General features: G+C 71.9%; 26 protein-coding genes. 7 read left to right on the top strand and 19 right to left on the bottom strand.

Features of this window, described 5'->3' with window-relative positions; genetic code table 11:
* Positions 1-79 precede the first annotated feature (79 nt).
* On the bottom strand, positions 80-796 hold the full coding sequence (locus tag G8A07_RS00940) for a YebC/PmpR family DNA-binding transcriptional regulator (protein ID WP_195795275.1): 717 nt from the start codon (positions 794-796) through the stop codon (positions 80-82).
* Between the two features lie 73 nt (positions 797-869).
* Between G8A07_RS00940 and ubiA the strand changes: the two genes are divergently transcribed.
* Positions 870-1,778, top strand: a complete 909-nt coding sequence (gene ubiA / locus G8A07_RS00935) for a 4-hydroxybenzoate octaprenyltransferase (protein WP_195795274.1) — start codon at positions 870-872, stop codon at positions 1,776-1,778.
* A 13-nt stretch (positions 1,779-1,791) separates the two neighbouring features.
* On the opposite strand, the gene G8A07_RS00930 is transcribed toward ubiA, so the two are convergent.
* The 4 genes from G8A07_RS00930 to G8A07_RS00915 form a co-directional block, all read right to left on the bottom strand.
* Positions 1,792-2,205 (bottom strand): nuclear transport factor 2 family protein, encoded by a 414-nt coding sequence (locus tag G8A07_RS00930; protein ID WP_195795273.1) that lies wholly within the window; start codon positions 2,203-2,205, stop codon positions 1,792-1,794.
* A gap of 77 nt (positions 2,206-2,282) precedes the next feature.
* Positions 2,283-2,738 carry a hypothetical protein gene (locus G8A07_RS00925; RefSeq protein ID WP_195795272.1) on the bottom strand — a complete coding sequence of 152 codons (456 nt, stop codon included), beginning with the start codon at positions 2,736-2,738 and terminating at the stop codon, positions 2,283-2,285.
* Between the two features lie 73 nt (positions 2,739-2,811).
* Positions 2,812-3,108 carry a putative quinol monooxygenase gene (locus tag G8A07_RS00920; RefSeq protein WP_195795271.1) on the bottom strand — a complete coding sequence of 99 codons (297 nt, stop codon included), beginning with the start codon at positions 3,106-3,108 and terminating at the stop codon, positions 2,812-2,814.
* Positions 3,109-3,194: 86 nt separating this feature from the next.
* The gene (locus G8A07_RS00915; protein WP_195795270.1) at positions 3,195-4,289 is read right to left on the bottom strand and encodes a serine hydrolase; all 1,095 of its coding nucleotides are present in this window, start codon (positions 4,287-4,289) and stop codon (positions 3,195-3,197) included.
* 135 nt (positions 4,290-4,424) lie between these two features.
* On the opposite strand from G8A07_RS00915, the gene G8A07_RS00910 reads away from it, so the two are divergent.
* Positions 4,425-4,790, top strand: coding sequence for a hypothetical protein (locus tag G8A07_RS00910; protein ID WP_195795269.1), 366 nt, complete (start codon positions 4,425-4,427; stop codon positions 4,788-4,790).
* Positions 4,787-5,305, top strand: coding sequence for a GFA family protein (locus G8A07_RS00905; protein ID WP_195795268.1), 519 nt, complete (start codon positions 4,787-4,789; stop codon positions 5,303-5,305). The genes G8A07_RS00910 and G8A07_RS00905 overlap by 4 nt, the downstream gene beginning before the upstream one ends.
* Here the strand turns inward: G8A07_RS00905 and G8A07_RS00900 are convergent.
* Genes G8A07_RS00900 through proC form a run of 3 tightly spaced genes read right to left on the bottom strand, consistent with a single transcriptional unit; the run spans position 5,302 to position 6,997 of the window.
* Positions 5,302-5,580, bottom strand: a complete 279-nt coding sequence (locus G8A07_RS00900) for a hypothetical protein (RefSeq protein WP_195795267.1) — start codon at positions 5,578-5,580, stop codon at positions 5,302-5,304. The genes G8A07_RS00905 and G8A07_RS00900 overlap by 4 nt on opposite strands.
* Positions 5,581-5,610: 30 nt before the next feature.
* A complete protein-coding gene (locus tag G8A07_RS00895) occupies positions 5,611-6,138 on the bottom strand; it encodes a chorismate lyase (RefSeq protein ID WP_195795266.1) in 528 nt (175 codons plus the stop codon).
* A 40-nt stretch (positions 6,139-6,178) separates the two neighbouring features.
* Entirely contained in the window at positions 6,179-6,997 is an 819-nt protein-coding gene (gene proC, locus G8A07_RS00890; RefSeq protein WP_195795265.1) for a pyrroline-5-carboxylate reductase, read from the bottom strand.
* A gap of 173 nt (positions 6,998-7,170) precedes the next feature.
* Between proC and G8A07_RS00885 the strand changes: the two genes are divergently transcribed.
* The gene (locus tag G8A07_RS00885) at positions 7,171-7,506 is read left to right on the top strand and encodes a hypothetical protein (RefSeq protein ID WP_195795264.1); all 336 of its coding nucleotides are present in this window, start codon (positions 7,171-7,173) and stop codon (positions 7,504-7,506) included.
* On the opposite strand, the gene G8A07_RS00880 is transcribed toward G8A07_RS00885, so the two are convergent.
* Positions 7,475-7,813: an SMR family transporter gene (locus G8A07_RS00880; protein WP_195797529.1), complete on the bottom strand. Its 339-nt coding sequence runs from the start codon at positions 7,811-7,813 to the stop codon at positions 7,475-7,477. The genes G8A07_RS00885 and G8A07_RS00880 overlap by 32 nt on opposite strands.
* Positions 7,814-7,891: 78 nt before the next feature.
* On the opposite strand from G8A07_RS00880, the gene G8A07_RS00875 reads away from it, so the two are divergent.
* Complete coding sequence (locus G8A07_RS00875) at positions 7,892-8,884, top strand: tripartite tricarboxylate transporter substrate binding protein (protein ID WP_195795263.1); 993 nt, start codon at positions 7,892-7,894, stop codon at positions 8,882-8,884.
* Here G8A07_RS00875 and G8A07_RS00870 read toward each other — a convergent pair.
* Together G8A07_RS00870 and G8A07_RS00865 are read right to left on the bottom strand one after the other, a co-directional pair.
* Positions 8,881-9,531, bottom strand: a complete 651-nt coding sequence (locus G8A07_RS00870; RefSeq protein ID WP_249937182.1) for a LysE family translocator — start codon at positions 9,529-9,531, stop codon at positions 8,881-8,883. The two genes, G8A07_RS00875 and G8A07_RS00870, sit on opposite strands and share 4 nt — an antisense overlap.
* Positions 9,528-9,941 (bottom strand): VOC family protein, encoded by a 414-nt coding sequence (locus G8A07_RS00865; RefSeq protein ID WP_195797527.1) that lies wholly within the window; start codon positions 9,939-9,941, stop codon positions 9,528-9,530. Before G8A07_RS00865 ends, G8A07_RS00870 begins: the two co-directional genes overlap by 4 nt.
* A 113-nt stretch (positions 9,942-10,054) precedes the next feature.
* Here G8A07_RS00865 and G8A07_RS00860 point away from each other — a divergent pair, with 113 nt between their 5' ends.
* Positions 10,055-11,386, top strand: a complete 1,332-nt coding sequence (locus tag G8A07_RS00860) for a PLP-dependent aminotransferase family protein (protein ID WP_195795262.1) — start codon at positions 10,055-10,057, stop codon at positions 11,384-11,386.
* Between the two features lie 16 nt (positions 11,387-11,402).
* Here G8A07_RS00860 and G8A07_RS00855 read toward each other — a convergent pair whose 3' ends face one another.
* From G8A07_RS00855 to G8A07_RS00830, 6 genes are all read right to left on the bottom strand, one after another.
* On the bottom strand, positions 11,403-12,713 hold the full coding sequence (locus G8A07_RS00855; RefSeq protein ID WP_195795261.1) for a TRAP transporter large permease: 1,311 nt from the start codon (positions 12,711-12,713) through the stop codon (positions 11,403-11,405).
* A complete protein-coding gene (locus G8A07_RS00850) occupies positions 12,713-13,246 on the bottom strand; it encodes a TRAP transporter small permease (RefSeq protein ID WP_195795260.1) in 534 nt (177 codons plus the stop codon). The genes G8A07_RS00855 and G8A07_RS00850 overlap by 1 nt, the downstream gene beginning before the upstream one ends.
* A gap of 79 nt (positions 13,247-13,325) precedes the next feature.
* Positions 13,326-13,937, bottom strand: a complete 612-nt coding sequence (locus G8A07_RS00845) for a general secretion pathway protein GspB (RefSeq protein ID WP_195795259.1) — start codon at positions 13,935-13,937, stop codon at positions 13,326-13,328.
* 27 nt (positions 13,938-13,964) lie between these two features.
* The gene (locus tag G8A07_RS00840) at positions 13,965-15,659 is read right to left on the bottom strand and encodes an ExeA family protein (protein ID WP_195795258.1); all 1,695 of its coding nucleotides are present in this window, start codon (positions 15,657-15,659) and stop codon (positions 13,965-13,967) included.
* Positions 15,660-15,700: 41 nt separating this feature from the next.
* Complete coding sequence (locus tag G8A07_RS00835; protein WP_195795257.1) at positions 15,701-15,949, bottom strand: DUF3297 family protein; 249 nt, start codon at positions 15,947-15,949, stop codon at positions 15,701-15,703.
* A gap of 79 nt (positions 15,950-16,028) precedes the next feature.
* Positions 16,029-16,532 carry a PEP-CTERM sorting domain-containing protein gene (locus G8A07_RS00830; protein WP_195795256.1) on the bottom strand — a complete coding sequence of 168 codons (504 nt, stop codon included), beginning with the start codon at positions 16,530-16,532 and terminating at the stop codon, positions 16,029-16,031.
* Positions 16,533-16,790: 258 nt separating this feature from the next.
* Between G8A07_RS00830 and G8A07_RS00825 the strand changes: the two genes are divergently transcribed.
* Entirely contained in the window at positions 16,791-17,354 is a 564-nt protein-coding gene (locus tag G8A07_RS00825) for a hypothetical protein (protein WP_195795255.1), read from the top strand.
* Here G8A07_RS00825 and G8A07_RS00820 read toward each other — a convergent pair.
* On the bottom strand, positions 17,336-18,580 hold the full coding sequence (locus G8A07_RS00820) for a vanadium-dependent haloperoxidase (RefSeq protein WP_195795254.1): 1,245 nt from the start codon (positions 18,578-18,580) through the stop codon (positions 17,336-17,338). The two genes, G8A07_RS00825 and G8A07_RS00820, sit on opposite strands and share 19 nt — an antisense overlap.
* On the bottom strand, positions 18,577-20,136 hold the full coding sequence (locus G8A07_RS00815; RefSeq protein ID WP_195795253.1) for a S8 family peptidase: 1,560 nt from the start codon (positions 20,134-20,136) through the stop codon (positions 18,577-18,579). Before G8A07_RS00815 ends, G8A07_RS00820 begins: the two co-directional genes overlap by 4 nt.
* Between the last annotated feature and the right edge of the window lie 256 nt (positions 20,137-20,392).

Genomic DNA, 20,392 nt, shown 5'->3' with positions numbered 1-20,392 from the left:
TCCGGGGTGACGGGGCCGCCGGCCCGCAACGCTCGGCAAGCCCTGCGCTGATTGCGCTGGCACGCCAGCCCAGGCGACCTCAGTCCGTCGCAGCGAGACCGACGTACACGTCCTGTACGTCGTCATGCGCATCGATCGCGGCCAGGAAGGCTTCCACCTCCTCCAGCTCGGCCGCGCCCAGGCCGCCGACCGGGTTCTTCGGCCGGTAGCCCAGCTTGGCCGAGCTGACGCTGAAGCCCTGGGCCGGCAGGGCCTTGACGACCAGATCCAGGTCGGCCGGGTCGCTGATGAAGAGGGTGCCGCCCTCTTCCTCCGACGAGGCCTCGAAGTCCTGCGCGCCGGCCTCGATCGCGGCCAGCTCCGCATCGGCGCCGGGCGCCGCCGGTGCGCCCTCGATCAGACCCACATGGTCGAAGTCCCAGGACACCGAGCCGGCCGCGCCGAGCTGGCCCTTGCGGAACAGTACCCGCATCTCGGAGACGGTGCGGTTGACGTTGTCGGTCAGGCATTCGACGATCAGCGGCACGCGGTGCGGCGTGAAGCCCTCGTAGGTGACGCGCTCGAAGGTCACCGCCTCGCCCAGCAGGCCGGCGCCCTTCTTGATCGCCCGCTCCAAGGTGTCGCGCGGCATCGAGGCCTTCTTGGCCTGCTCCACCACCATGCGCAGGCGCGCGTTCATGTCCGGATCGGCGCCGCCGCGCGCGGCCTGCATGATCTCCTTGGAGAGCTTGGTGAAGATCCGCCCCTTGGCATTGGCCGCCAGGTCCTTGTGTTTGGCTTTCCACTGTGCGCCCATGACGGCTCCTTGCTGATGACTGTGCTGTGTGGGGCGGGGTTATACACCCTCGGCGCTGAGACAATATTCCGCCATGAGTAGCCAAGCCCCGTCCCGCCTGTCCCTGTACCTCGATCTGATCCGCTGGAACCGCCCGGCCGGCTGGCTGCTGCTGCTGTGGCCCACGCTCAGCGCGCTGTGGGTCGCCTCGGACGGCTGGCCGGGCTGGCATCTGCTGGCGGTGTTCACCCTGGGCACGGTGCTGATGCGCTCGGCCGGCTGCTGCGTCAACGATGTGGCGGACCGCGAGTTCGACCTGCATGTGAAGCGCACCGCGAACCGCCCGGTCACCAGCGGCGCGGTCTCGGTCAAGGAGGCGCTGTTGCTGGGCGCGGCGCTGGCCCTGGTCTCCTTCGGCCTGGTGCTGACCACCAATGCGCCGACCATCGCGCTGTCCTTCGCGGCGCTGATCGTCGCGCTGGTCTATCCCTATGCGAAGCGCGTGGTCTCGATGCCGCAGGCGGTGCTGGGCGTGGCCTTTTCCTTCGGCATCCCGATGGCCTTCGGCGCGGCGCTGGGCAGCAACGACTGGAGCTGGCAGGCGCTGCGCGGCGCGGTGCCGCTGTCGGCCTGGGCCCTGCTGCTGTCGAACCTGTTCTGGGTGCTGGCCTACGACACCGAGTACGCGATGGTCGACCGCGACGACGACATCCGCATCGGCATCCAGACCTCGGCCCTGACCCTGGGTCGCTTCGACGTCGTCGGCGTGATGGCCTTCTACGCGATCCATCTCGCCAGCTGGGCCGCGATCGGCCAGCACCTGGGCCTGGGTCTGTGGTTCCTGTTGGGCATCGCCGCGGCGGCGGCCCAGGTGGTCTGGCACTACACCCTGATCAAGGACCGCAGCCGCGAGGGCTGCTTCAAGGCCTTCCGCGAGAACCACTGGGTCGGTTTCGCGGTGTTTGTCGGCACGGTGGCGGACCTGGCGCTGCGCAACGCCTGAGGCGCTGGCAGGCTCAGGCCGCGGCGGCGGCAGGCGCCGGCAGATAGACCTCATGCCACAGGGTCAGCAGGCCCTGCGCATCGAAGCGCAGCAGCAGCATCGCCTCGAAGCGGTCCAGCCGGCCGTCCAGGCGCGTCACCTCGGCGCCCATCGCCAGCACCACGCCATTGTCATCGGCGACGCGGTGGTGGACGCGGTAGTCGATCTGCGCGATGTCGCGCCGAAAGCCTTCCAGGAAGGCCAGATAGGCCGGCCGGTCCGCCTCGTAGCGCCGGCCATTGGCCTCGACCACGAACTGCGGCGCGAAGCGCTCGCCGATCAGGGCCACGTCCAGCGGCGCGCCCTGGCGCAGATGGCGCCGGTTCCAGTCGAGCAGGGCCGCGGCCAGCTCGAGGTTATGTTCACGCTTGCTGCTGCTTGTCGTCATCCGGGCCAGTGTATCGACGGCATCGCCGTGGCGCAGCGCCCGCCGAGCATGCGCGGGCGATGGGCGCCGCGCGCGTTTCAGGCCGGCGCCAGCGCCCGCCGCACCGCCAGCGCGATCGGCAGGCCGAACAGCAGCATGTGGGACAGCAGGTCCAGCACCGTGGCCAGGGGCTTGAAGCTCACCGGGAAGGGGAAGGCCGACAGCGGCAGCACCACCAGCCGCATCGCGAAGAACACGAGCACGCCGAACAGCAGGCCATAAAGGTAGGGCGACTGCGCCAGCGCCGGGCGCAGCCAGGCCGCCGCCAGGAACAGGCCGGCCCACAGCAGGGACAGCAGGAAATGCAGCGCCAGGCCCATCGCCGCCATCGGCAGCCCGCCGCTCAGCGCGCTCTTGCCGAACAGGCCGCTGGCGACGATCTGCAGCAGCTGCACCGGCCGCGTGCCGTTCCAGGCCGCGAAGGAGATCGCGAACAGGATGTCGAGCGCACCGGCAATCAGCCCGCCGAGCAGCACCACCAGCGCGGCGCTCATGGGTGTACCCTTCGGCCTGCGGTCTGTCCCGCCAAGCGGGAACGAGCTTGCTTGGGGCGGCCCCGCGCGGCGCTCATGCGGCCAGCCCGTGGCCGCCGACCACCTTCAGCTCGCGATGCTCGCCGAAGCCGGCGATCAGCGGCATCGCCCGCGCGATCGCCGCCTTCACCGCCGGCAGCTGCAGCGAGGCCTTGTGCGCGGCCGCGTCGTCCCAGACCTCGGTGATCCAGACCAGCTCCGCGTCGACCGGATCCTCGGCCACGACATAGCTGCGGCAGCCCGGCATCGCGCCGACGCTGGCCAGCAGGATCTCGATCAACTCCGCGCGCCGGCCGGGCGCGGCCCTGAAACTGCCGATCAGACCGTACATGGTGTCCGCTTTCTCTCTCAAGCCAGCCCCATTGGGAGGGTCGGGGCATTCTTGCAGAAGCGCGCCAGGGCGGCTCCTGCCGATCGTCACCCCGCCAGCGCCCGGCTCAGCCGGCTCATCACCCCGGGCGCATGGGCGCCGTCCAGCCAGCGCAGCACCACCACCGCCTCCAGCGCCGGCTCGATCCAGGTGTAATGGCCGCCGGCGCCGACCATGAAGTAGCTCTGCGTCGAGGCGCCGGGGAAGGCCCGGCCGTCGCGGTTCAGCCAGACCAGGCGGCCGTAGAAGGGCGCCACCGCGCAGGGCGTTTGCAGCTTCTCGACCCAGGCGCGCGGCAGGATCTGCCGGCCCTGGTGCGCGCCGCCGTCCAGCAGCAGCCGGCCGATGCGCGCCTGGTCGCGCGCGCCGATCGAGACGCCGCCGCCCCAATGCGTGCCGCCCGGCACCGATTGCACGCGGCCGACGCCCGGCAGCTCCAGCCAGGCATCGTCATAGCCGCGCCAGGCGAAGCCCGCGCCGCCGCCCAGCGGCGCCAGGATCTCGTGCAGGAACAGCTCCGGCAGCGGGCGGCGGAACAGGTGCAGCAGGGCCAGCGCCAGCTGGTTGATGCGCACATCGTTGTATTCCCAGTAGGAGCCCGGCGCCTGCAGCGGCCGCGCGCCGCCCTTGGGGCCGCCGGCGGGCCGCGGGTCGTTGGAGACCTTGCGCCAGCGCTCCACCTGGTCCGGCAGGCCGAAGCAGCTGCCCTCCCATTCGCTGGTCTGTTCCAGCAGCATGGCCCAGGTGATCGCGCGGTTGTGCGCCGTGTCGTCGAAGCCGATGCCGGGCAGCTGCTCGGCCACCGGGCGGTGCTCGTCGGGCAGCAGGCCGTCGCGCTGCGCGATGCCGGCCAGCAGGGCCAGATAGGTCTTGGCGATGCTGAAGGTCAGGTCCGCCCGCTCCGGCTCGCCCCAGGCGGCGATCTCGCGGCCGCCCTGCCACACCACCCCGCCCTGCGGCCCGCGCGCATGCACCGGGCCGCGCAGGCGGTTGTAGGGCGGCGGATCCTCGTGATGCACACCCCAGGCCGAGGCATCGGCGGCCGGCTCGCGCGGCCAGGGGCATTCATGGGCCCGGGCGAAGGCGATCGCCGCGTCGAGCAGTTCCGGGTCGAAAGAGGAGGGGGAAGCATCTGGCTGCATCGGTCCATTAGAGCGCCGCGCGGCCGCCGCGGCCAGCGGTCGCGTGCGCGTGGCAGCCGGGGGAAATGCCGATGGCCGGCGCCGGCGGCGCTGCGCAGAATCGGCGCTGCGATCCTTGCTTTCTCGCCCGCCGCCATGAAGTCCGCGCTGCCGCTCTCCATCCTGCCCCTGCTGCTCCTGTGCGCCGGCTGCCAGAGCCTGGTGCCGTCGCCGGCGGAGCCGGCCGGCCCGGTGGTCGCGCTCTATGCCAGCGCGGCCGAGGCCGGCGCGGCGGCGCTGGGGCGCTTCGATGCCGATCCGGTGCTGCTGGTCGCGGCCCGCGAGCTGGCCCCGGCCGAGCGCTGCGACGGCGCGCTCAAACCCGGCAGCCTGAGCAGCGCCGGCCAGCGCGCGCGCTGCGTGCGCACCACCGACGGCCGGCAGGCCTGGCTGCCGCTGGAGCCCGCGGCGCTGTCCGGCGTGCCGGGGCTGCCAGTTTCGCAGCTCGACAGCCGGGTATGAACGGGGATGCGGGCGCCGTCTGGCGGCCCGCCGAGGGCGGCTGCGACTGCCGCGCGCTGCGCTACCGGCTGGAGAGCGCGCCGCTGTTCGTGCATTGCTGCCATTGCCGCTGGTGCCAGCGCGAAACCGGCTCGGCCTTCGCGCTGAACGCGATGATCGAGGCCGAGCGCCTCACCCTGCTGGCCGGCACGCCCGAGCTGGTGCACACGCCCTCGGCCAGCGGCCAGGGCCAGTTGATCGCGCGCTGCCCCGGCTGCCGCCTCGCGCTGTGGAGCCATTACGCCGGCGCCGGCCGCGCGGTCGCCTTCGTGCGCGTCGGCACCCTGGACGAACCGGACCGCCTGCCGCCCGACATCCACATCTTCACCGCATCCAGGCAGCCCTGGCTACGGCTGCCCGAGGACGGCGTGCCGGTAATGCCCGGCTACTACGACCGCGAACAGCATTGGCCGGCGCAGAGCCTGGCGCGGCGCGCGGCGCTGCTGCGCCGGATCGCCGGCAGCGACAAAGCCTAGGCGCTGCGCGACAGCGCCGCCACCAGGGCCGACAGGGTGTTGCCGCCCAGCACCGCGCTGGCCCCCAGCGGCGCCACCAGCCAGGGCAGGCCCGGCCGGTGCGGCAGCAGCCATTCGCTCAGCAGCGCGGTCAGCAGCAGGCCCAGGCCGGCGCCCAGCACGACGCGCAGGCGTTCGCGCCCATCCAGCGGCTGGGCGGCCGGGCGCAGCGCCCGCAGCCAGTGCCGCACACGTTCGGACAGGGAGCTTGATGGTGGCGGGGCGGCGGCGGGCATGGCGCGCCATTGTGCGCCGCGGGCCTGCGCTCAGCGCCGCCGGGCGCGCCCGCGCCGCGGCGTCTGCGCGGCCAGCGTCGGCGCGAACAGCTCCATCACGCGCAGCTGCGCGCCCTGGCGGGTGAACACCGAGTTGCGCGACCACAGCATCAGCGCCGAGGGCGGCGCGCCGGTGGCGGCCTCCCATTGGCCTGCCATCTGGCGCCAGGTGTGGCCATGGCGGGCCAGGCGGCGCGGCTGCAGCTCGCTGCGCGCGACGCGCCGGTCGGCATAGAGCAGATGCCCCAGCGGCTTGGCGCCCAGGCCCTTCAGCGCCTTCCAGGGCCCGGCCAGCGCCGCGCCATGCAGGGCCGAGCGGGCCCAGACCAGCGGCTCGCCGTCGACGCGCAGGATCACCTCGCGCACCACCGTGCAGCCGCGCCGCGGCAGGCCCAGCGCGCGCTTCTCGGCCGCGCGCAGCGGCGCCACGGTCTGGCGCAAGACCTGGACCTCGTAACGTTCACCCAGCGCCGCCAGGCGGCGGCTCAGGGACCCGGGCGCGCGCAACCAGGCACGCAAGCCCGCTCGGCCGGCAATCCCCATCGAAATCGACCGTGCCTCAGCGTCCGAACTCGGCGCCCAGCTCGCGTGCGCGCGCCTCGGCGGCGCGCACCGCGCGCACGATCGCGGCGTCGACCGCGTCGGCCTGCAGGCTGCTGATCGCCGCATGGGTGGTGCCGCCCTTGGAGGTGACCTTCTCGCGCAGCTGGGTCGGCGAATCGGCCGATTGCAGGCCCAGCGCGGCGGCGCCGGCGCAGGTGGCCAGGGCCAGCTGGCGGCCCTGCTCGGCCGACAGGCCCAGCTCCTGCGCCGCCTGCATCATCGCTTCGACGACGAAGAAGAAATAGGCCGGCCCGGAGCCCGACAGCGCGGTCACCGCGTCGATCTGGCTCTCCTGCTCGACCCACAGGGTGGCGCCGGTCGGGCGCAGCACCTCTTCGACAAGTTGGCGGTCCGCGGCCGACACCGCGGCGCGCGCGTACAGGCCCGCCATGCCCTGGCCGATCAGCGCCGGCGTGTTGGGCATCGCGCGCACCACCCGCTCGCTGCCGCTGGCGCGCGCCAGCGCCTCGCTCGGGATGCCCGCCATCACCGACAGCTGCAGCGCCCCCGCGACCAGGCCCCGGCAGGGCGCGGCCGCCTCGGCGAAGAGCTGCGGCTTGACCGCCCACACCACCAGGCCGGCCCCGGCCAGCGAGTCGTCCGGCGCGGCCAGGGCGGCCAGGCCGAACTGCTGGGCCAGGCGCTCGCGCTGCGGCGCATAGGGTTCGATCACGCGCAGCGATGCGGCCGGCCGGCCGCTGCGCAGCAGGCCGCCGATGATGGCGCTGGCCATATTGCCGCCGCCGATGAATGCGATGGAGGGGTGCTCGCTCATGGCCGCAAGTGTAGGCGCCGCCCGCCGCGCGCGCGGCCGGGAAACACCCGGCCGGACGCTACAGCGCCCAGCCTTGCGGCGGCACTGTGCTGCAGTACAAGGCCTGCCTTGTGTCTGGTACGCCGGGCCGCCGCTGCCTAGGCTGGAGGCCTTGTTGCCACCCTCGCCGCCCCATGCAGTACCCCGACCCCACCCCCTTGCGCGAACAGCTGCTGGAGCTGATGCCCGGCCAATGGCTGCGGCTGCCCCGGATGCGCCGCGGCAGCCGGCTGCTGCATCTGCAGGCGGGCCGGCTGGAGCTGGCGCTGTGCAATGACCACGCCGTCTCGGCGCCGCTGCGCGCCGGCATGGTGTGGGAGCAGGCGCGCGGCGAGGGGCCGCTGCGCTTGCGCGCGCTGGCGCAGTCGCGCCTGTTGCTGCGCGAGCCGGGCGCGCCGCCCCCTGGCCCGATCGTCGCGGCGCTGCTGCGCCTGCGGCTCAGTGCCCCACCGACTTCGAGAACAGGTTGACGACCAGCACGCCGGCGATGATGAAGCCCAGGCCGATCAGGGCCGGCAGGTCCAGGCGCTGGCCGTAGACCAGCCAGCCGACCAGCGAGATCAGCACGATGCCGACGCCCGACCAGATCGCATAGGCGATGCCGGTGGGGATGGTGCGCAGGGTCAGCGAGAGGAAATAGAACGCGATCGCGTAGCCCGTCACCGTCAACAGGCTTGGCCAGAAACGGGTGAAGGACTCGGCGCTCTTCAGCGCGCTGGTGGCTATCACCTCGGCCACGATCGCGATGCCAAGATAGAGATAACTGCTGCTTATCATCGTCATCGCCGCACTGTAAGCTAGGGCAGGCCGGCTCGGTTAGGCTGCGGCATCCCCAGCTCCGATCCCCATCAGCCCATGTCCTCCCCCGCCCTGCCCCGTCGTTCACTCCTCCTCCTGCTGCCGCTGTCGATGCTGCCGCTGCAACAGGCCTTGGCGGCCGATGCCGCCTGGCCCGTCAAGCCGGTGCGCATCGTCGTGCCCTATGCGCCCGGCGGCACCAGCGACGCGGTGGCGCGGCTGCTGGGCGAGCGCCTGCAGGCGGTGCTGGGCCAGCCGGTCGTGATCGAGAGCCGGCCCGGCGCCAGCGGCACCACCGGCATGGACCAGGTGGCCAAGGCGCCGGCCGACGGCCATACCCTGGCCTTTGCCGCGATCAGCCCGCTGACCCTGAACCCGCATCTGCAGCCGCGCATGCCCTACGACGCGCTGAAGGACATCGCGCCGGTGGCGCAGGTGATGTACTCGCCGGTCTATCTGATGGCCACGCAGGCCTTCAGCGGCAAGAGCTTCGCCGACGCGATCGCGCAGGCAAAGGCCCGGCCGGGCGCGCTGAACCTGGCCAGCTCGGGCATGGGCAGCATCGGCCACCTGATGCTGGAGCAGATCGGCCGCAAGGCCGGCGTGCGCTTCAACCACATCCCCTACAAGGGCGGCGGCCAGGTCACCAACGACGCGCTGGGCGGCCAGTTCGAGCTGTTCACCGCCAACCCCGCGCCGGCCCTGAACGCGCAGATCGCCAGCGGCCGCCTGCGCGTGCTGGCCGTCGCCGCGCCGCAGCGCCTGGCCACCCTGCCCGAGGTGCCGACCCTGGCCGAGCTGGGCCACCCGGACGCCAACCTGGGCTCCACCTTCGGCCTGTTCGCGCCGGCGCGCACGCCGCGCGAGGTGCAGTTGAAGATCAACGCCGAGTTCAACAAGCTGCTGGCGGCCAAGGAGGTGCAGGAGCGCCTGGCCAAGCTCGACAGCTTCGTCGCCACCGGCAGCGTCGAGGCCTTCGCGGCGCGCGTGCGCCAGGAGCATGAGGCCAACGCCCGGGTGGTGCAGGAGGCCGGCATCAAGGCCGACTAACGTGACCACAACAGCCGCAGGGCCAGCAGCACCAGCAGCAGGGCCAGGCCGCGCGACTGCCAGCGCGCGGCGCGCGCATGGCCGGCCAGCAGCCGGTGCACCGCCGCGCCGATCCCGCCCAGCGCCGCATGGAAGGCCACGCTGATCAGGGTCAGCACGCCGCCCAGCAGGAGCAGCTGCCGCGCGATCCCACCCCGTCCGGCATCGGCGAACTGGGGCAGGAAGACCAGGAAGAACAGCAGGGCCTTGGGGTTCAGCAGGCTGTTCAGCATCGAGCGCAGCGACACCGCCAGCAGCGAGGCCCGCCGGCCGTCGCGCGCCGCTTGCGCCGTCAGCCGGCCGGGATGGCGCCAGGCCTGCCAGGCCAGCCACAGCAGGTAGAGCGCGCCGGCACCGCGGATCAGGTCGAAGGCCGGCGGCCATTGCGCCACCAGGGCGGCCACGCCCAGCGCGGTCAGCGCCGTCAGCACCAGGTCGGCAGCGCCGATGCCCAGCGAGGCCGCCAGCCCGCCGCGCCAGCCGTAGGCGATGCCATGGGCGATCACGAAGGCCATGTTCGGCCCCGGGGACAGCAGCAGCAGGAGCACCGCCAGCGCGAACAGCGACAGGGTGGCCGGATCGACCGGCAGCAGGCCCGCCGCCGTCACGCCGCGAACTCCGGCAGATCGCCGCGATGCACCAGGTGCAGCTTGTTGCCGTCCGGATCGCGCAGGTAGGCGCCATAGTAGCCGGCGCCGTATTGCGGGCGCGGCCCCGGCGCGCCCTCGTCGCGGCCACCGGCCGCCAGGCCCGCGGCATGGGCTGCGTCGACCGCCGCCGGCGACGCCGCGGCGAAGGCCACCATCACCCCGTTGCCGGCGCTGGCGGGCCGGCCGTCGTAGGGCTCGTAGACATAAAAGCGCGGCAGGCCGCGCCCGGGCTCGATCCAGCAGGCCGCCGCCGGCCCGCCATCGGGCAGCACCGGGCGCCGCACCAGCCCCAGCGGCGCCAGCAGCGCGTCGTAGAAGGCCGCGGCGCGGGCGAGCTCGCGGCAACCGAGCGTGACATGGCTGAACAACATCGTGATTCCAGGCTCCCGAACAGGGCCGGGGCGGCTTGCCCCGACCGGCTGCGCAGCGTAGGCTCCCGATCTGATACAGACAAATAATTGTTCTAGATACAAGCCGGACTATGCCCCGCGCCCGCTACCAAACCCTGGTCGACGAATTCAGCCACCGCATCCAGAGCGGCGAGCTGCGCCCCGGCGCCCAGCTGCCGACGGTGCGCGCGCTGATGCAGCGCCAGGGCGTGGCCCTGGCCACCGCGGCGCGGGTCTACCGGACCCTGGAGTCGGCGGGCCTGGTGGTCGGCGAGGCGGGCCGCGGCACCTTTGTGCGCGACACCTCGCTGCCACGCAGCCATGGGCCGCTGGCCCAGCAGCCCGGCGGCGGCGAGGGCCTGGTGGACCTGAGCTTCAACTACCCCGCCCTGCCCGGCCAGGCCGAGCTGCTGCGCGAGGGCCTGCGCGGCCTGGCCGGCAGCGGCGATCTGGACGCGCTGCTGCATGCCGCGCCACAGGGCGGGCGGCCGCATGAGCGCGCCAGCGCGGCCCGGCATCTGCGCAACCGCGGCATCCGGGTCCCCGCCGACCAGGTGCTGATCGTCAACGGCGCCCAGCAGGGCCTGGCGCTGGCGGCGCTGGCCCTGCTGCGGCCCGGCGAGCTGCTGGCCGTCGACGCGCTGACCTACCCCGGCATCCGCGCGCTGGCCGCGGCGCACCGGCTGGAGCTGGCGGCGCTGCCGCTGCGGGAGGGCCAGACCGACCTGGATGCGCTGGCCACCCTGTGCCGGCGCCGGCGCGTGCGCGCGGTCTACAGCATGCCCACCCTGCACAACCCGCTCGGCTCGGTGATGGGCCTGGCGGAGCGCCAACGGCTGGTGGCGCTGGCCGAGCGGCATGAGCTGCTGATCATCGAGGACGGCGCCTATGCCTTCCTGGCCGAGCCCGCGCCGCCGCCGCTGTTCATACTGGCGCCGCGGCGCTGCATCTATGTGTCGGGCCTGTCGAAGAGCGTGGCCTCGGGCCTGCGCATCGGCTTCGTCGCGGCGCCGCCGGCGCTGGTGCCGGCGCTGGAGCAGGCGCAGCGGGCCTCGACCTGGAACACGCCCTCGATCGCGGTGGCGCTGGCTTGCCGCTGGATCGAGGCCGGCACGGTCGACGCGCTGGAGGACGCGAAGCGCCGCGATGCGCGCCAGCGCCAGCGCCTGGCGCGCCGGGTGCTGCGCGGCTGCCGGCTCAGCGGTCACCCCGGCGCCTACTACCTCTGGCTGGAACTGCCCGCGGAGCTGCGCGCCGAACAAGTGGTGGCCGAGCTGCGGCAGGCCGGCGTGCTGCTCAGCAGCGCCGAACCCTTTGCCGCCACCGCCCATGTGCCGCAGGCCCTGCGCGTGGCGCTGGGCTCGGTGCCGCTGGACATCCTGGAGCTGGCGCTGGGCCGGGTGCGGGCCGCGCTGCAGCCCTGACTGAGCCGCCGGCGCCTCAGCGGCTGGGGCCCATCACCCAGTCCGGCAGCCAGGTCACGATCTGCGGCAGCAGGGTGATCAGCGCGATGCAGACGACCAGGCAGCCGAAGAACGGCAGGGCCGCGCGCGCGATCACGTTGCTGTCCTTGCCGGTCATGTTCTGCAGCACGAAGAGGTTGAAGCCGACCGGCGGCGTGACCTCGGCGATCTCGACCAGCAACACGATGAAGATGCCGAACCAGACCAGGTCGAAGCCCGCCTTCTGCACCATCGGCAGCACCACCGCGGCGGTCAGCACGATCATCGAGATGCCGTCCAGCGCGGTGCCCAGCACCAGGTAGACCAGGGTCAGCATCGCGATCAGCGCATAGGGGCTCAGCTGCAGCGTGTCCACCGTCTCGGCCAGCGCGCGCGGGATGCCGGTGAAGGCCATGGTCTTGGCCAGGAAGGCCGCGCCGGCCAGGATGAACATGATCATGCAGCTGGTGCGCGTCGTGCCCAGCATGCCCTCCCAGAAGTTGGCCCAGGTCAGGGAGCGGCTGCAGGCCGCGATCGCCAGCGAACCCAGCACGCCATAGGCCGCGCATTCGGTGGCGGTGGCCCAGCCCTTGAGCAGCACCACGACGATGAAGACGATCAGCAGCGCGACCGGGATCAGATTGCCGGAGCGGCGCAGCTTGTCGACGAAGCGGCTGGGCGGCTCGGCCGCCGGCACGCGCTCCGGGTGGCGCCAGCTCCACCAGGCGATATAGCCCATGAACAGCAGCATCAGCAGCAGACCCGGCAGGAAGCCCGCCAGGAAGATGCGGATGATCGAGGCGTCCGCCGCCACCGCGTAGACCACCATCGTGATCGAGGGCGGGATCAGGATGCCCAGGGTGCCGGCGGTGGCCAGCGAGCCCAGCGCCAGCCGCTCGTCGTAGCCGCGCCGCAGCAGCTCCGGCAGTGCCACCTTGGCGATCGTCGCGCAGGTGGCGGCCGAGGAGCCCGAGACCGAGCCGAACACGCCGCAGCCCAGGATGGTGGTGTGCATCAGCCGGCCCGGCACCCGATTCAGCCAGGGCGCCAGGCCCTCGAACATCTGCTCGCTGAGCCGGGTGCGGAACAGGATCTCGCCCATCCAGATGAACAGCGGCAGCGCCGCCAGCTCCCAGGAGGCGTTCGACTCCCAGAAGGCCGAGAACAGATTGCTGCCCGGCACCGTGTGGGTGAAAGCCGCCTGGCCGATCCAGCCGACGATGGCCAGGGTCATCGCGATCCAGACCCCGCTGCCGAGCATCAGCAGCATGATGAACAGCAGCAGGCCGCCGATTTCGATCAGGCTCATCAGATGTCGCTCGAGAAATCGCCGCGCGCGTGGCGCGCCTCGACCGCGGCCACATAGGCCGGCTTGCCGCCGCGCGCCACCGTCACCAGCTCGTCCAGCACCGCGACGAAGAACAGCAGCGAGCCCAGCACGAAGCTGGATTGCGGGATCCAGATCGGGATCGCGACCATGCCGCCGGCGATCTCGTTGAAACGGTAGCTGTCATAGGTGAAGCGGCAGGCCCAGACGGCCAGATAGCCGACCGCCAGCGCCGCGATGGCCAGCGCCAGCAGCTCCAGCCGGCGCCGCCAGCGCGGCGGCGCGCGGTCCAGCAGCAGGGTGACGCGCACGAAATCGCCCCGCTTGAACGCATAGGCCATGCCGAAGAAGGAGGCCGCCGCGCAGCACCAGGCCACCACGTCGTTGATGAAGCCCAGGCGCAGGCCGAACTCGCGCCCCAGGCTGCCGGCGATCATCAGCACCAGGATGGCCAGCACGAACAGCGCCGCGATCGCGCCGAAGAGGGCGTAGAGCCGGTCGAGAAAACGCCGCATCGGGTCGGGACCTTGTTGTTGCTGGCGCATCCATCATGCGCGAGCGCCCGCGGCCCGGCCACGCGGGCAAACACCATCCTCAGTAGCTGATGCGCAGGCGCTGACCCTGGAAGGACAGGATGGCGCTCTTCAGCTGGATCTGCTCCAGCACCAGGCCGGCCGCCACCTGATCGCCCTCGCGGAACAACTGGCCGTTGATGATCAGCATGCGCTGCGACGGCACCTCGGAATACATCGCGCCGCCGGTCGTCAGCGGCGGCAGCTGGCGGCGCAGCGCCTCCGGCAGCTCGGCCGGGCTGGGCAGCGGGCGCGGCGGTGTTGCGGCCTGCGGTGCCGGTGCGGGCATGGGCGTGGGAGCGGCGGCAACGGGCAGCTCGCGCGGCGGCGGCAGCGGGATCGGCGCGACGGCCGTAGCGGCGGGCGTTGGCGTCTGCACCGCCGGTGCCGGGGCGCTCACGCCCGGCGGCGGGTTGCCGCCACCGCGCCACAGCAGTGCAAAAGCGCCCAGGGCCAGCAGCGCCAGCCCGGCACCGCCCCAGAGCCAGACGCGCGCACGGCCCCGGCCTGACGCATCGGCGGCGGGGCCGGACGCGGCGCCCGCGGCGGCGGCCTGCTGGCTGTGCAGGGTCGGCACGGCGCCGCGTTCGCGTTCGGCTTCGGCGCGCTTCAGCGCTTCGAGGATGTAGGACATGGCGGTTCTGCTTCGCTGACTCTCTCGCTACCTCGGAGCTCCGGCCAGGCGGGGCTCGTCGAGGCCGGCCGCGCGGTTCAGCTGCATCAGGGTGATTGGGCCGGCGCGGCCGTCGCTGTGCAGGCCCTGGGCGCGCTGGAAGGCCGCGATGCGGGCCTGCAGCTCCTGGTCGTAGCGGCTGCGCGAGCCGCCGGCCGTCTCGGCCAGCGGCGGCTCGCCGAAGGCCTTGGCCAGCTGCTGATCGAGCCAGCCGATGCCGGCCTCGCTGGCGATGCGACTCTTCTGATAGCCGCCTGGCGGCGCGCGCCACAGGGTCAGGAACTCGCCGCGCCATTGGCGGCTCAGCAGCAACAGGTCCAGCCGGCGCTCGGCCCCGGAGGGCAGGCGCAGGATGGCGCGACGCTCGTCCAGGCCCGTCAGCAGCGCATAGCCGGCATCCTCTGGCAGCCGCAGCAGCGCGGGGCGGCCCAGCAGGCGCAACAGGGCCAGGCCCTCGTCGCTGCGGAAGCATTGCAGCGGCAACTCGGCCGTGGTTTTGCTGGTCGTCGTCTTCTTCAGCGCGTCGCAGAAGTCCACGGCCTCTGGGGAAGAAAAAGCCTGCGGCAGCGTGACGCCCCAGGCCGTTGCCAAGGCCCGGCGGGCCTGGGCCGCGTCGGTGAATAGCGCCTCGCTCAGCTGCGTCTCGTCGGCGATCGTCATCGGCGCCGGCGCGCTGGCGACCGCGGCGACCGGAGCGGGGGGGACGGCTGGTGCCGTCTGCGCCTGCACCGGTCGACTCGCCGAGGGCAGCAGGCCGTAATAGGACGAGGCCGCGGCGAACACCGCGACCGCGCCGGCCGCGCCCAGGGCACCCAGCAGCCAGCTGCGCTGCGATGCGCCGGTTTTCTTCTTGCGCGCGCGGGCATCCTCGCCGAACACCTCGGCCGCCGCGCGGGCCAGGGTGCGGCGGTCGACACGCGCATGACCCTGCGCATAGGCGCCGAGCAGCGCGCGGTCGCACAGCAGGTTGATGCGCCGCGGCACGCCGCGCGACAGGCGATGGATGCGCTTGAACAGGCCGCGCTCGAAGGGCTGCTGCAGCGTCCCGGCGACGCCGAGGCGATGCTGCACATATTGCGCGGTCTCGGCCTCGGACAGCGCGGTCAGATGGAAGCGCGCGATCACGCGCTGCGCCAGCTGCTCCAGCTCCGGGCGCGCCAGCATGTCGCGCAGCTCGGGCTGGCCGATCAGGATGATCTGCAGCAGCTTGCGCTCGCTGGTCTCCAGATTGGTCAGCAGGCGCAGCTGCTCCAGCACCTCGGGCGCCAGGTTCTGCGCCTCGTCGATGATCAGCACATTGCTGCGCCCGTCCGCATGGGCGCGCAGCAGGAAATGGTTCAGCCGGTCGACATAGTCCTTCATCGACGGCACCGACGGGCTCTCGCCGGGCTGCGCCGCGACGCGGTACTCCTCGCAGACGGTCTTCAACAGCTCGCGCGCGGTGAGCTTGGGGTTGAAGATGTAGGCGACGTTGCAGTCGGCCGGGATCTGCTCCAGGAAGCAGCGGCAGACCGTGGTCTTGCCGGCGCCGATCTCGCCGGTCAGCAGCACGAAGCCGCCGCCCGAGATCCCATAGAGCAGATGCGCCAGCGCCTCGCGGTGGCGTTCGCTCATGAACAGGTAGCGCGGGTCGGGCGCGATCGAGAACGGCTCGTGCTGCAGGCCGAAGAAGGAGGCGTACATGCGCGACGGGCGAAAGCGGAGAAGACGGAGGCTGGGCTTGCTTACTTGTAGAAGGCCTCGACCTTGCCCTTGAGCTTCATCAGCAGCGGGCGGCCCTTGCGGTCCACCGTGCGGCCGGCCGGCACCTTCACCCAGCCCTCGCTGATGCAGTACTCCTCGACATCGACGCGCTCCTTGCCGTTGAACAGGATGCCGATGTCATGCTCGAACACCGCGGCCACATGGTGCGGGCTGCGCGGGTCGATGGAGAGGTGGTCGGGCAGCGCGGGTTTGTTGCTGGCTTCGGTCATGGATTGAACGTCTCGTGGGTTGGGGCTGCGCTGACGCGCGCTCAAGACGTCTATTGTCCAGGACTCTGGCGCCGCCTTCTCAACGCCGGCGATAACGCCGCGCCAGCACCAGGCTGGCCAGCGCCGCGCCCAGCAGCAAGGGCGCCGCCGGCTCCGGCACGCTCTGGGCGCCCAAGACCGAGATGGCCATCAGCCCCTGGAAGCTTGGCGACAAGGCCAGATCCCCGCTGAACACATAGCTTCCCGGACCGAACACCCAGCTGCCCTGGCTCCAGACGGGATTGCCAAAGGCATCGCCCGGCGTGGCGGCGAACTCGTTCAGGTCCTCCGGCACCAGAGCGGTCTGGCCGAGGTAGCTGCCGTTCACCTTCAGGCCGGTCGATTCGCCGGCGAAGAAGAAATCGGTGATGCGCAGGGTGAAGGCGCTGCTGCTGCTGAAGCTGAACTCCAGCGGGCTGCCGTCGTCGCTGCTCCAGCCCGGCGCGCCATCGAGCACGTTGAAACTGAACCAGCTGCCATCGGCCTTCAACGACACCGGTCCCGCGAATGCAACACCGGCGGCGGCACTCAGGGCCGCGGCCATGAGGCCGCTTCTCAATGCTCTGCACATCACGTTATCCTCCGCTGCGATTTCTTGGTGATGAAGGCGCCTGCCGCGCCGACGATATGGATTGCTGGACCGGGCAACACCTGCCCCTCATCCTAGGACACCGGAGCGTACCGAGTTATGACGGTTTCACTACCCCACGAACGAGCGGTGCCATGGACAGCGCTGCTGGCGTCCCTGTGCCTCGTGGCCGGCAGCGCCGCGGCCCAGACCTGCCCGGCTCCGAGCCCGGAAATGCTGCCGACGCGGGGCGACGGCGGCGCCATGGCCCTGCACTGGGAACCGGTGCCCGCGGCACGCGCCTATCTGCTGTGGGCGCAATGGCGCGTGCCGGAAGCCGAGGTGCTGAACACCCTGGAACTCAGCACCGAGCAGCCGCAGTTCGCGCTGCCCGCCAGCCCCGCGCCGGAACGACTGCTGAAGCTGCAGGTGGAACTGATCAGCCTGTGCGCCGACGGGTCGCGCTCGCGGCCGGCCCTGCTGCGCCAGTTCCAGCAGGCCCCGGCCGACACCTCCTGCCCGGTGCCGCAACCCCTGCCCAGCGTTCGCGAGCCGGCCGGGCGTGCGGTGCTGGCGCGCTGGCAGGCCGAGGCGCATGAACGCTTCGAGCTGCGCTGGGAGACGGAGCGGCGTGGCGCGGGCGCCATCGATGGTGGTGACGCCGCCGTCAGCGAGGGCCAATGGCGCCTCTCGTCCGCCAGCGACGACCAGGCCGGGCAGCAGCAATGGCTGATGCGCGTGCAGCGGCTGTGCGGGAACCGCCAGCGCAGCGCACCGAGCTACTGGCTGGTCCCCTGAGCGGCGGCGGCGATACCGCCGGCTGCGGGCGGCGATGACGGGCGCTGCGGCAGGCACAGGCGCCCCACCTGCTGCCCCAGCTCCAGGCCGGCGTCGTTGTCATAGCGCGGATGGATGCCGCCCCACAGGCGCGACATCGAGGCCTCCTCGGCCAAGGCGCGCCAACGCGGCGCGGCCTCGGGCGCGTAGAAGGTCAGCACCGCGGCCGCGGCGCCGGACACGGTCGAATGACCGGAGACATAGCCCGGAAAGGGCGGCGTCACCAGCCAGGGCTGGAAATCCGGCTGCCATTCGCGCTGGATCGCGGTGATTGGGCGCTCGCCCCAGTACTGCACCTTGATGCGCCAGGCCGCCACCAGGGCGTCGTGCATCGCCATGTTCAGCCGCGCCAGCAGCTCGGCGCGCTGGGCCGGCGGGCGCGGGTGCTGCTGCAGATGGTCCAGCGCCACCGCATTCCAGACGCCCGGCGGCGTGATGCTGCCGGCGTCCAGGTTCCAGCGCTCGGCCGATTCCTTCTGCGCAGGGGTGAGCGCCGCGCGCACCGTCATCACCTCGCGCATGTCCGCGATCCAGCGCGCCGAGCCATAGGCCGGCGGCGGCTCAGGCTGCAGGGCTTCGGTCCCCGCGCACCAGGGCGTCCATTGCGGCGCCTGGGGTTCGGTCGGCTGCTCGGCGAACAACGGCGGCGTGCGGGCCCAGACGCCGGGCTGCCAGGTCGGCTTGGCCAGCGGGCGGCGGCGGGCGTCGGCACCATCGGTCAGGCTGCGCTGCAGCAGCGCGGCGCTGACACTCTCGGCCGCGTCCTGCAGCGCCGTCTGCTGCGCAACATTGGCCAGGCCCTGCTGCGCGCGCAGCGACGTCGTCTGCCAGGCCCCCTGCGCCTCCTGAGGCAGCAGCCAGGCGGCGGTCCGGGCCAGGCTGATGTCCAGCAGCGCCGCCTGGGCCGGCGCGTCGGCGGCCGCCCCGGCCGGCGTCTGCAGCGCGCGCCATTGCGCGACGCGCAGATAGCTGAAGATGCGGGCGGCGCGCAGCGGGTTGTGCTGGCGCGTGCGTACCACCGCGGTACTGCTGCGGAAGGTCAGCTCGCTGACGCGCTCGCCGGTGGCTTCGGGAGCGCTCAGCTGCACCGGGGTCTCGGCGGCGCGGACCGGCGCACCGAGACAGGTCAGCAGCAGGCACAGGCCCGCCAGCCCTGCGGGTCTGACAGGAGCGGCAGCACGACTCATGGGCATTGACGCCCGGGCACGCGCGGGCTGGTGAAGCGGATGGAGGTGCTGGCCGAGCCGCTGCGCCCTTGCGCATCGGTCACGGTCAACATGAGATTGGTGCTGACGGTCTCGCAATAGGGCACGCTGGCATTGATCCGGGTGTTGCGCGCGGTGGGAGTCTGCAGGCGGAACTCGGGGTTGCTGACCGCCCATTGGTAGGCATAGGGCCCCTGTCCGTTGGTGACCATCGCTTCGCGCGCGGTCTGACCCAGGCCGCCGCTGAAGGCCAGCGACATGATCTCGACCGTCGGCGCCGCCGCCGGATTGCCGGCCGCGACTGCTACCGCGGCGGCGGCATCCAGCAAGCCGGCACCGCAGGAGCTGCAGCTGCCGGGAAAGGCCCTGACGGTGCGCAGCAGCAGGCGCTCGAGATCGCGATCGTTCAGATAGGGGTTGGCCGCCAGCATCAGGGCCGCAACGCCGCTCACATGCGGCGCGGCCATCGAGGTGCCCTGCATGTACTGGTAGGTCTCGGTGGCGGGCCAGTTGCTGCCGCTGTTGTAGGTAGAGTAGATGCTCACGCCGGGCGCCGCCAGCGAGATGCGATAGCCGTAATTCGAGAACGAGGCCTTGCTGCCCTGCGTATCCGTCGCCGCAACGGCGAGCACACCGGTGCAGTTGGCCGGCGTGGCATTCAGCACATCGGTGTCGTCGTTGCCGGCCGAGGCGATCACCAGCGCCCCCAGGTTGCGCGCCGTGTTGACGGCATCCTGATAGGTCTGGCCGCAGCTGCCGACGCCCCCCAGCGACAGGTTGAGGATCTTGGCCGGATAGGGGTTCGCCGGCAGGCCCCAGACCGAAGCGCCGGCCGCCCAGACGATGGCGTCGGCGATGTCCGAGGTGTAGCCCCCGCATTTGCCCAGCACGCGCAGCGGCAGGATCTTCGCCTGCGGTGCAACACCCGCGATGCCGACGCCGTTGTCGGCCAGCGCCGCAATGGTGCCGGCCACATGGGTGCCGTGCCAGGAGCTGTTGGCGGCGCCGCCCATGGGCGCCGGGCATTCACCGGCGTAGCGCCAGTCGCCCTGATCGGCGGCATTGGCATCGCGGCCGTCGCCGTCGCGCGCCCTGGCCGCGTCGCCGATGAAGTCATAGCCCGGCAGCAGATTCGGCTGCAGATCGGCATGGGCGGTGTAGCCGGTGTCCAGCACCGCCACGGTCACGCCCTGCCCCCGGCTGCGGTCCCAGGCCGAGGCCAGGCGGATGCCGGCCAGCGGATCATGCAGAGCCCACAAGCTGCCGTAGTAAGGATCTGCCGGCGTCCAGTGCGGCCGCATGCGCAGGTCCGGCTCGGCGTACTCGACATCGGGATCGTCGCGGCGCAGCTGGGCGGCCATCTGCGCAACAGCGGCGACGCTCAGCGGGCGATCGAGTTGCAGCACCTGGGCCCTCTGAGCGGTCTCGCGCAGAGGGCGCAGCGACGCTCCGACCACGTTTGCGGCGTTCAGCGCCAGTTGAGTTCTGGCGCGCAGTGAACCGGCCGCCTGCAGTTGCGACTGCTGAGACTTCTGCAAAGAAGTGGTGGCGGTGCGGTATTTGACGATCAGGCGATCGGTGTCGCCTGCTACGGCAGGATCCCGGCTAGCACCGGGTGCTTGAACCGCCAGAGCCGACGTCATCGACAGCAACAGCGCACCGGCAACAGCATCGCTGGAAGAAAAGAGTCGATGGATCATTTTCCAATTCCTAGAGGGCACACCACTCCATTGCACGCAGTCGGAAATCAGCATCGGGATGCCTGTGAATCTCAATGCAACCATCGAATGACCC

The organism is Roseateles sp. DAIF2 (assembly GCF_015624425.1).
Taxonomy (GTDB): Bacteria; Pseudomonadota; Gammaproteobacteria; order Burkholderiales; family Burkholderiaceae_C; genus Kinneretia.
The sequence above is the reverse complement of the archived record's forward strand: the minus strand, read 5'-3'. Positions and strand labels throughout refer to the sequence as shown.

Excerpts from the sequence above, each read along its gene's own strand:
- G8A07_RS00940 (WP_195795275.1), bottom strand. The coding sequence starts at position 796 with ATGGGCGCACAGTGGAAAGCCAAACACAAGGACCTGGCGGCCAATGCC.
- ubiA (WP_195795274.1), top strand. The coding sequence starts at position 870 with ATGAGTAGCCAAGCCCCGTCCCGCCTGTCCCTGTACCTCGATCTGATC.
- G8A07_RS00930 (WP_195795273.1), bottom strand. The coding sequence starts at position 2,205 with ATGACGACAAGCAGCAGCAAGCGTGAACATAACCTCGAGCTGGCCGCG.
- G8A07_RS00925 (WP_195795272.1), bottom strand. The coding sequence starts at position 2,738 with ATGAGCGCCGCGCTGGTGGTGCTGCTCGGCGGGCTGATTGCCGGTGCG.
- G8A07_RS00920 (WP_195795271.1), bottom strand. The coding sequence starts at position 3,108 with ATGTACGGTCTGATCGGCAGTTTCAGGGCCGCGCCCGGCCGGCGCGCG.
- G8A07_RS00915 (WP_195795270.1), bottom strand. The coding sequence starts at position 4,289 with ATGCAGCCAGATGCTTCCCCCTCCTCTTTCGACCCGGAACTGCTCGAC.
- G8A07_RS00910 (WP_195795269.1), top strand. The coding sequence starts at position 4,425 with ATGAAGTCCGCGCTGCCGCTCTCCATCCTGCCCCTGCTGCTCCTGTGC.
- G8A07_RS00905 (WP_195795268.1), top strand. The coding sequence starts at position 4,787 with ATGAACGGGGATGCGGGCGCCGTCTGGCGGCCCGCCGAGGGCGGCTGC.
- G8A07_RS00900 (WP_195795267.1), bottom strand. The coding sequence starts at position 5,580 with ATGCCCGCCGCCGCCCCGCCACCATCAAGCTCCCTGTCCGAACGTGTG.
- proC (WP_195795265.1), bottom strand. The coding sequence starts at position 6,997 with ATGAGCGAGCACCCCTCCATCGCATTCATCGGCGGCGGCAATATGGCC.
- G8A07_RS00885 (WP_195795264.1), top strand. The coding sequence starts at position 7,171 with ATGCAGTACCCCGACCCCACCCCCTTGCGCGAACAGCTGCTGGAGCTG.
- G8A07_RS00880 (WP_195797529.1), bottom strand. The coding sequence starts at position 7,813 with ATGATAAGCAGCAGTTATCTCTATCTTGGCATCGCGATCGTGGCCGAG.
- G8A07_RS00875 (WP_195795263.1), top strand. The coding sequence starts at position 7,892 with ATGTCCTCCCCCGCCCTGCCCCGTCGTTCACTCCTCCTCCTGCTGCCG.
- G8A07_RS00860 (WP_195795262.1), top strand. The coding sequence starts at position 10,055 with ATGCCCCGCGCCCGCTACCAAACCCTGGTCGACGAATTCAGCCACCGC.
- G8A07_RS00855 (WP_195795261.1), bottom strand. The coding sequence starts at position 12,713 with ATGAGCCTGATCGAAATCGGCGGCCTGCTGCTGTTCATCATGCTGCTG.
- G8A07_RS00850 (WP_195795260.1), bottom strand. The coding sequence starts at position 13,246 with ATGCGGCGTTTTCTCGACCGGCTCTACGCCCTCTTCGGCGCGATCGCG.
- G8A07_RS00845 (WP_195795259.1), bottom strand. The coding sequence starts at position 13,937 with ATGTCCTACATCCTCGAAGCGCTGAAGCGCGCCGAAGCCGAACGCGAA.
- G8A07_RS00840 (WP_195795258.1), bottom strand. The coding sequence starts at position 15,659 with ATGTACGCCTCCTTCTTCGGCCTGCAGCACGAGCCGTTCTCGATCGCG.
- G8A07_RS00835 (WP_195795257.1), bottom strand. The coding sequence starts at position 15,949 with ATGACCGAAGCCAGCAACAAACCCGCGCTGCCCGACCACCTCTCCATC.
- G8A07_RS00830 (WP_195795256.1), bottom strand. The coding sequence starts at position 16,532 with ATGGCCGCGGCCCTGAGTGCCGCCGCCGGTGTTGCATTCGCGGGACCG.
- G8A07_RS00825 (WP_195795255.1), top strand. The coding sequence starts at position 16,791 with ATGCTGCCGACGCGGGGCGACGGCGGCGCCATGGCCCTGCACTGGGAA.
- G8A07_RS00820 (WP_195795254.1), bottom strand. The coding sequence starts at position 18,580 with ATGAGTCGTGCTGCCGCTCCTGTCAGACCCGCAGGGCTGGCGGGCCTG.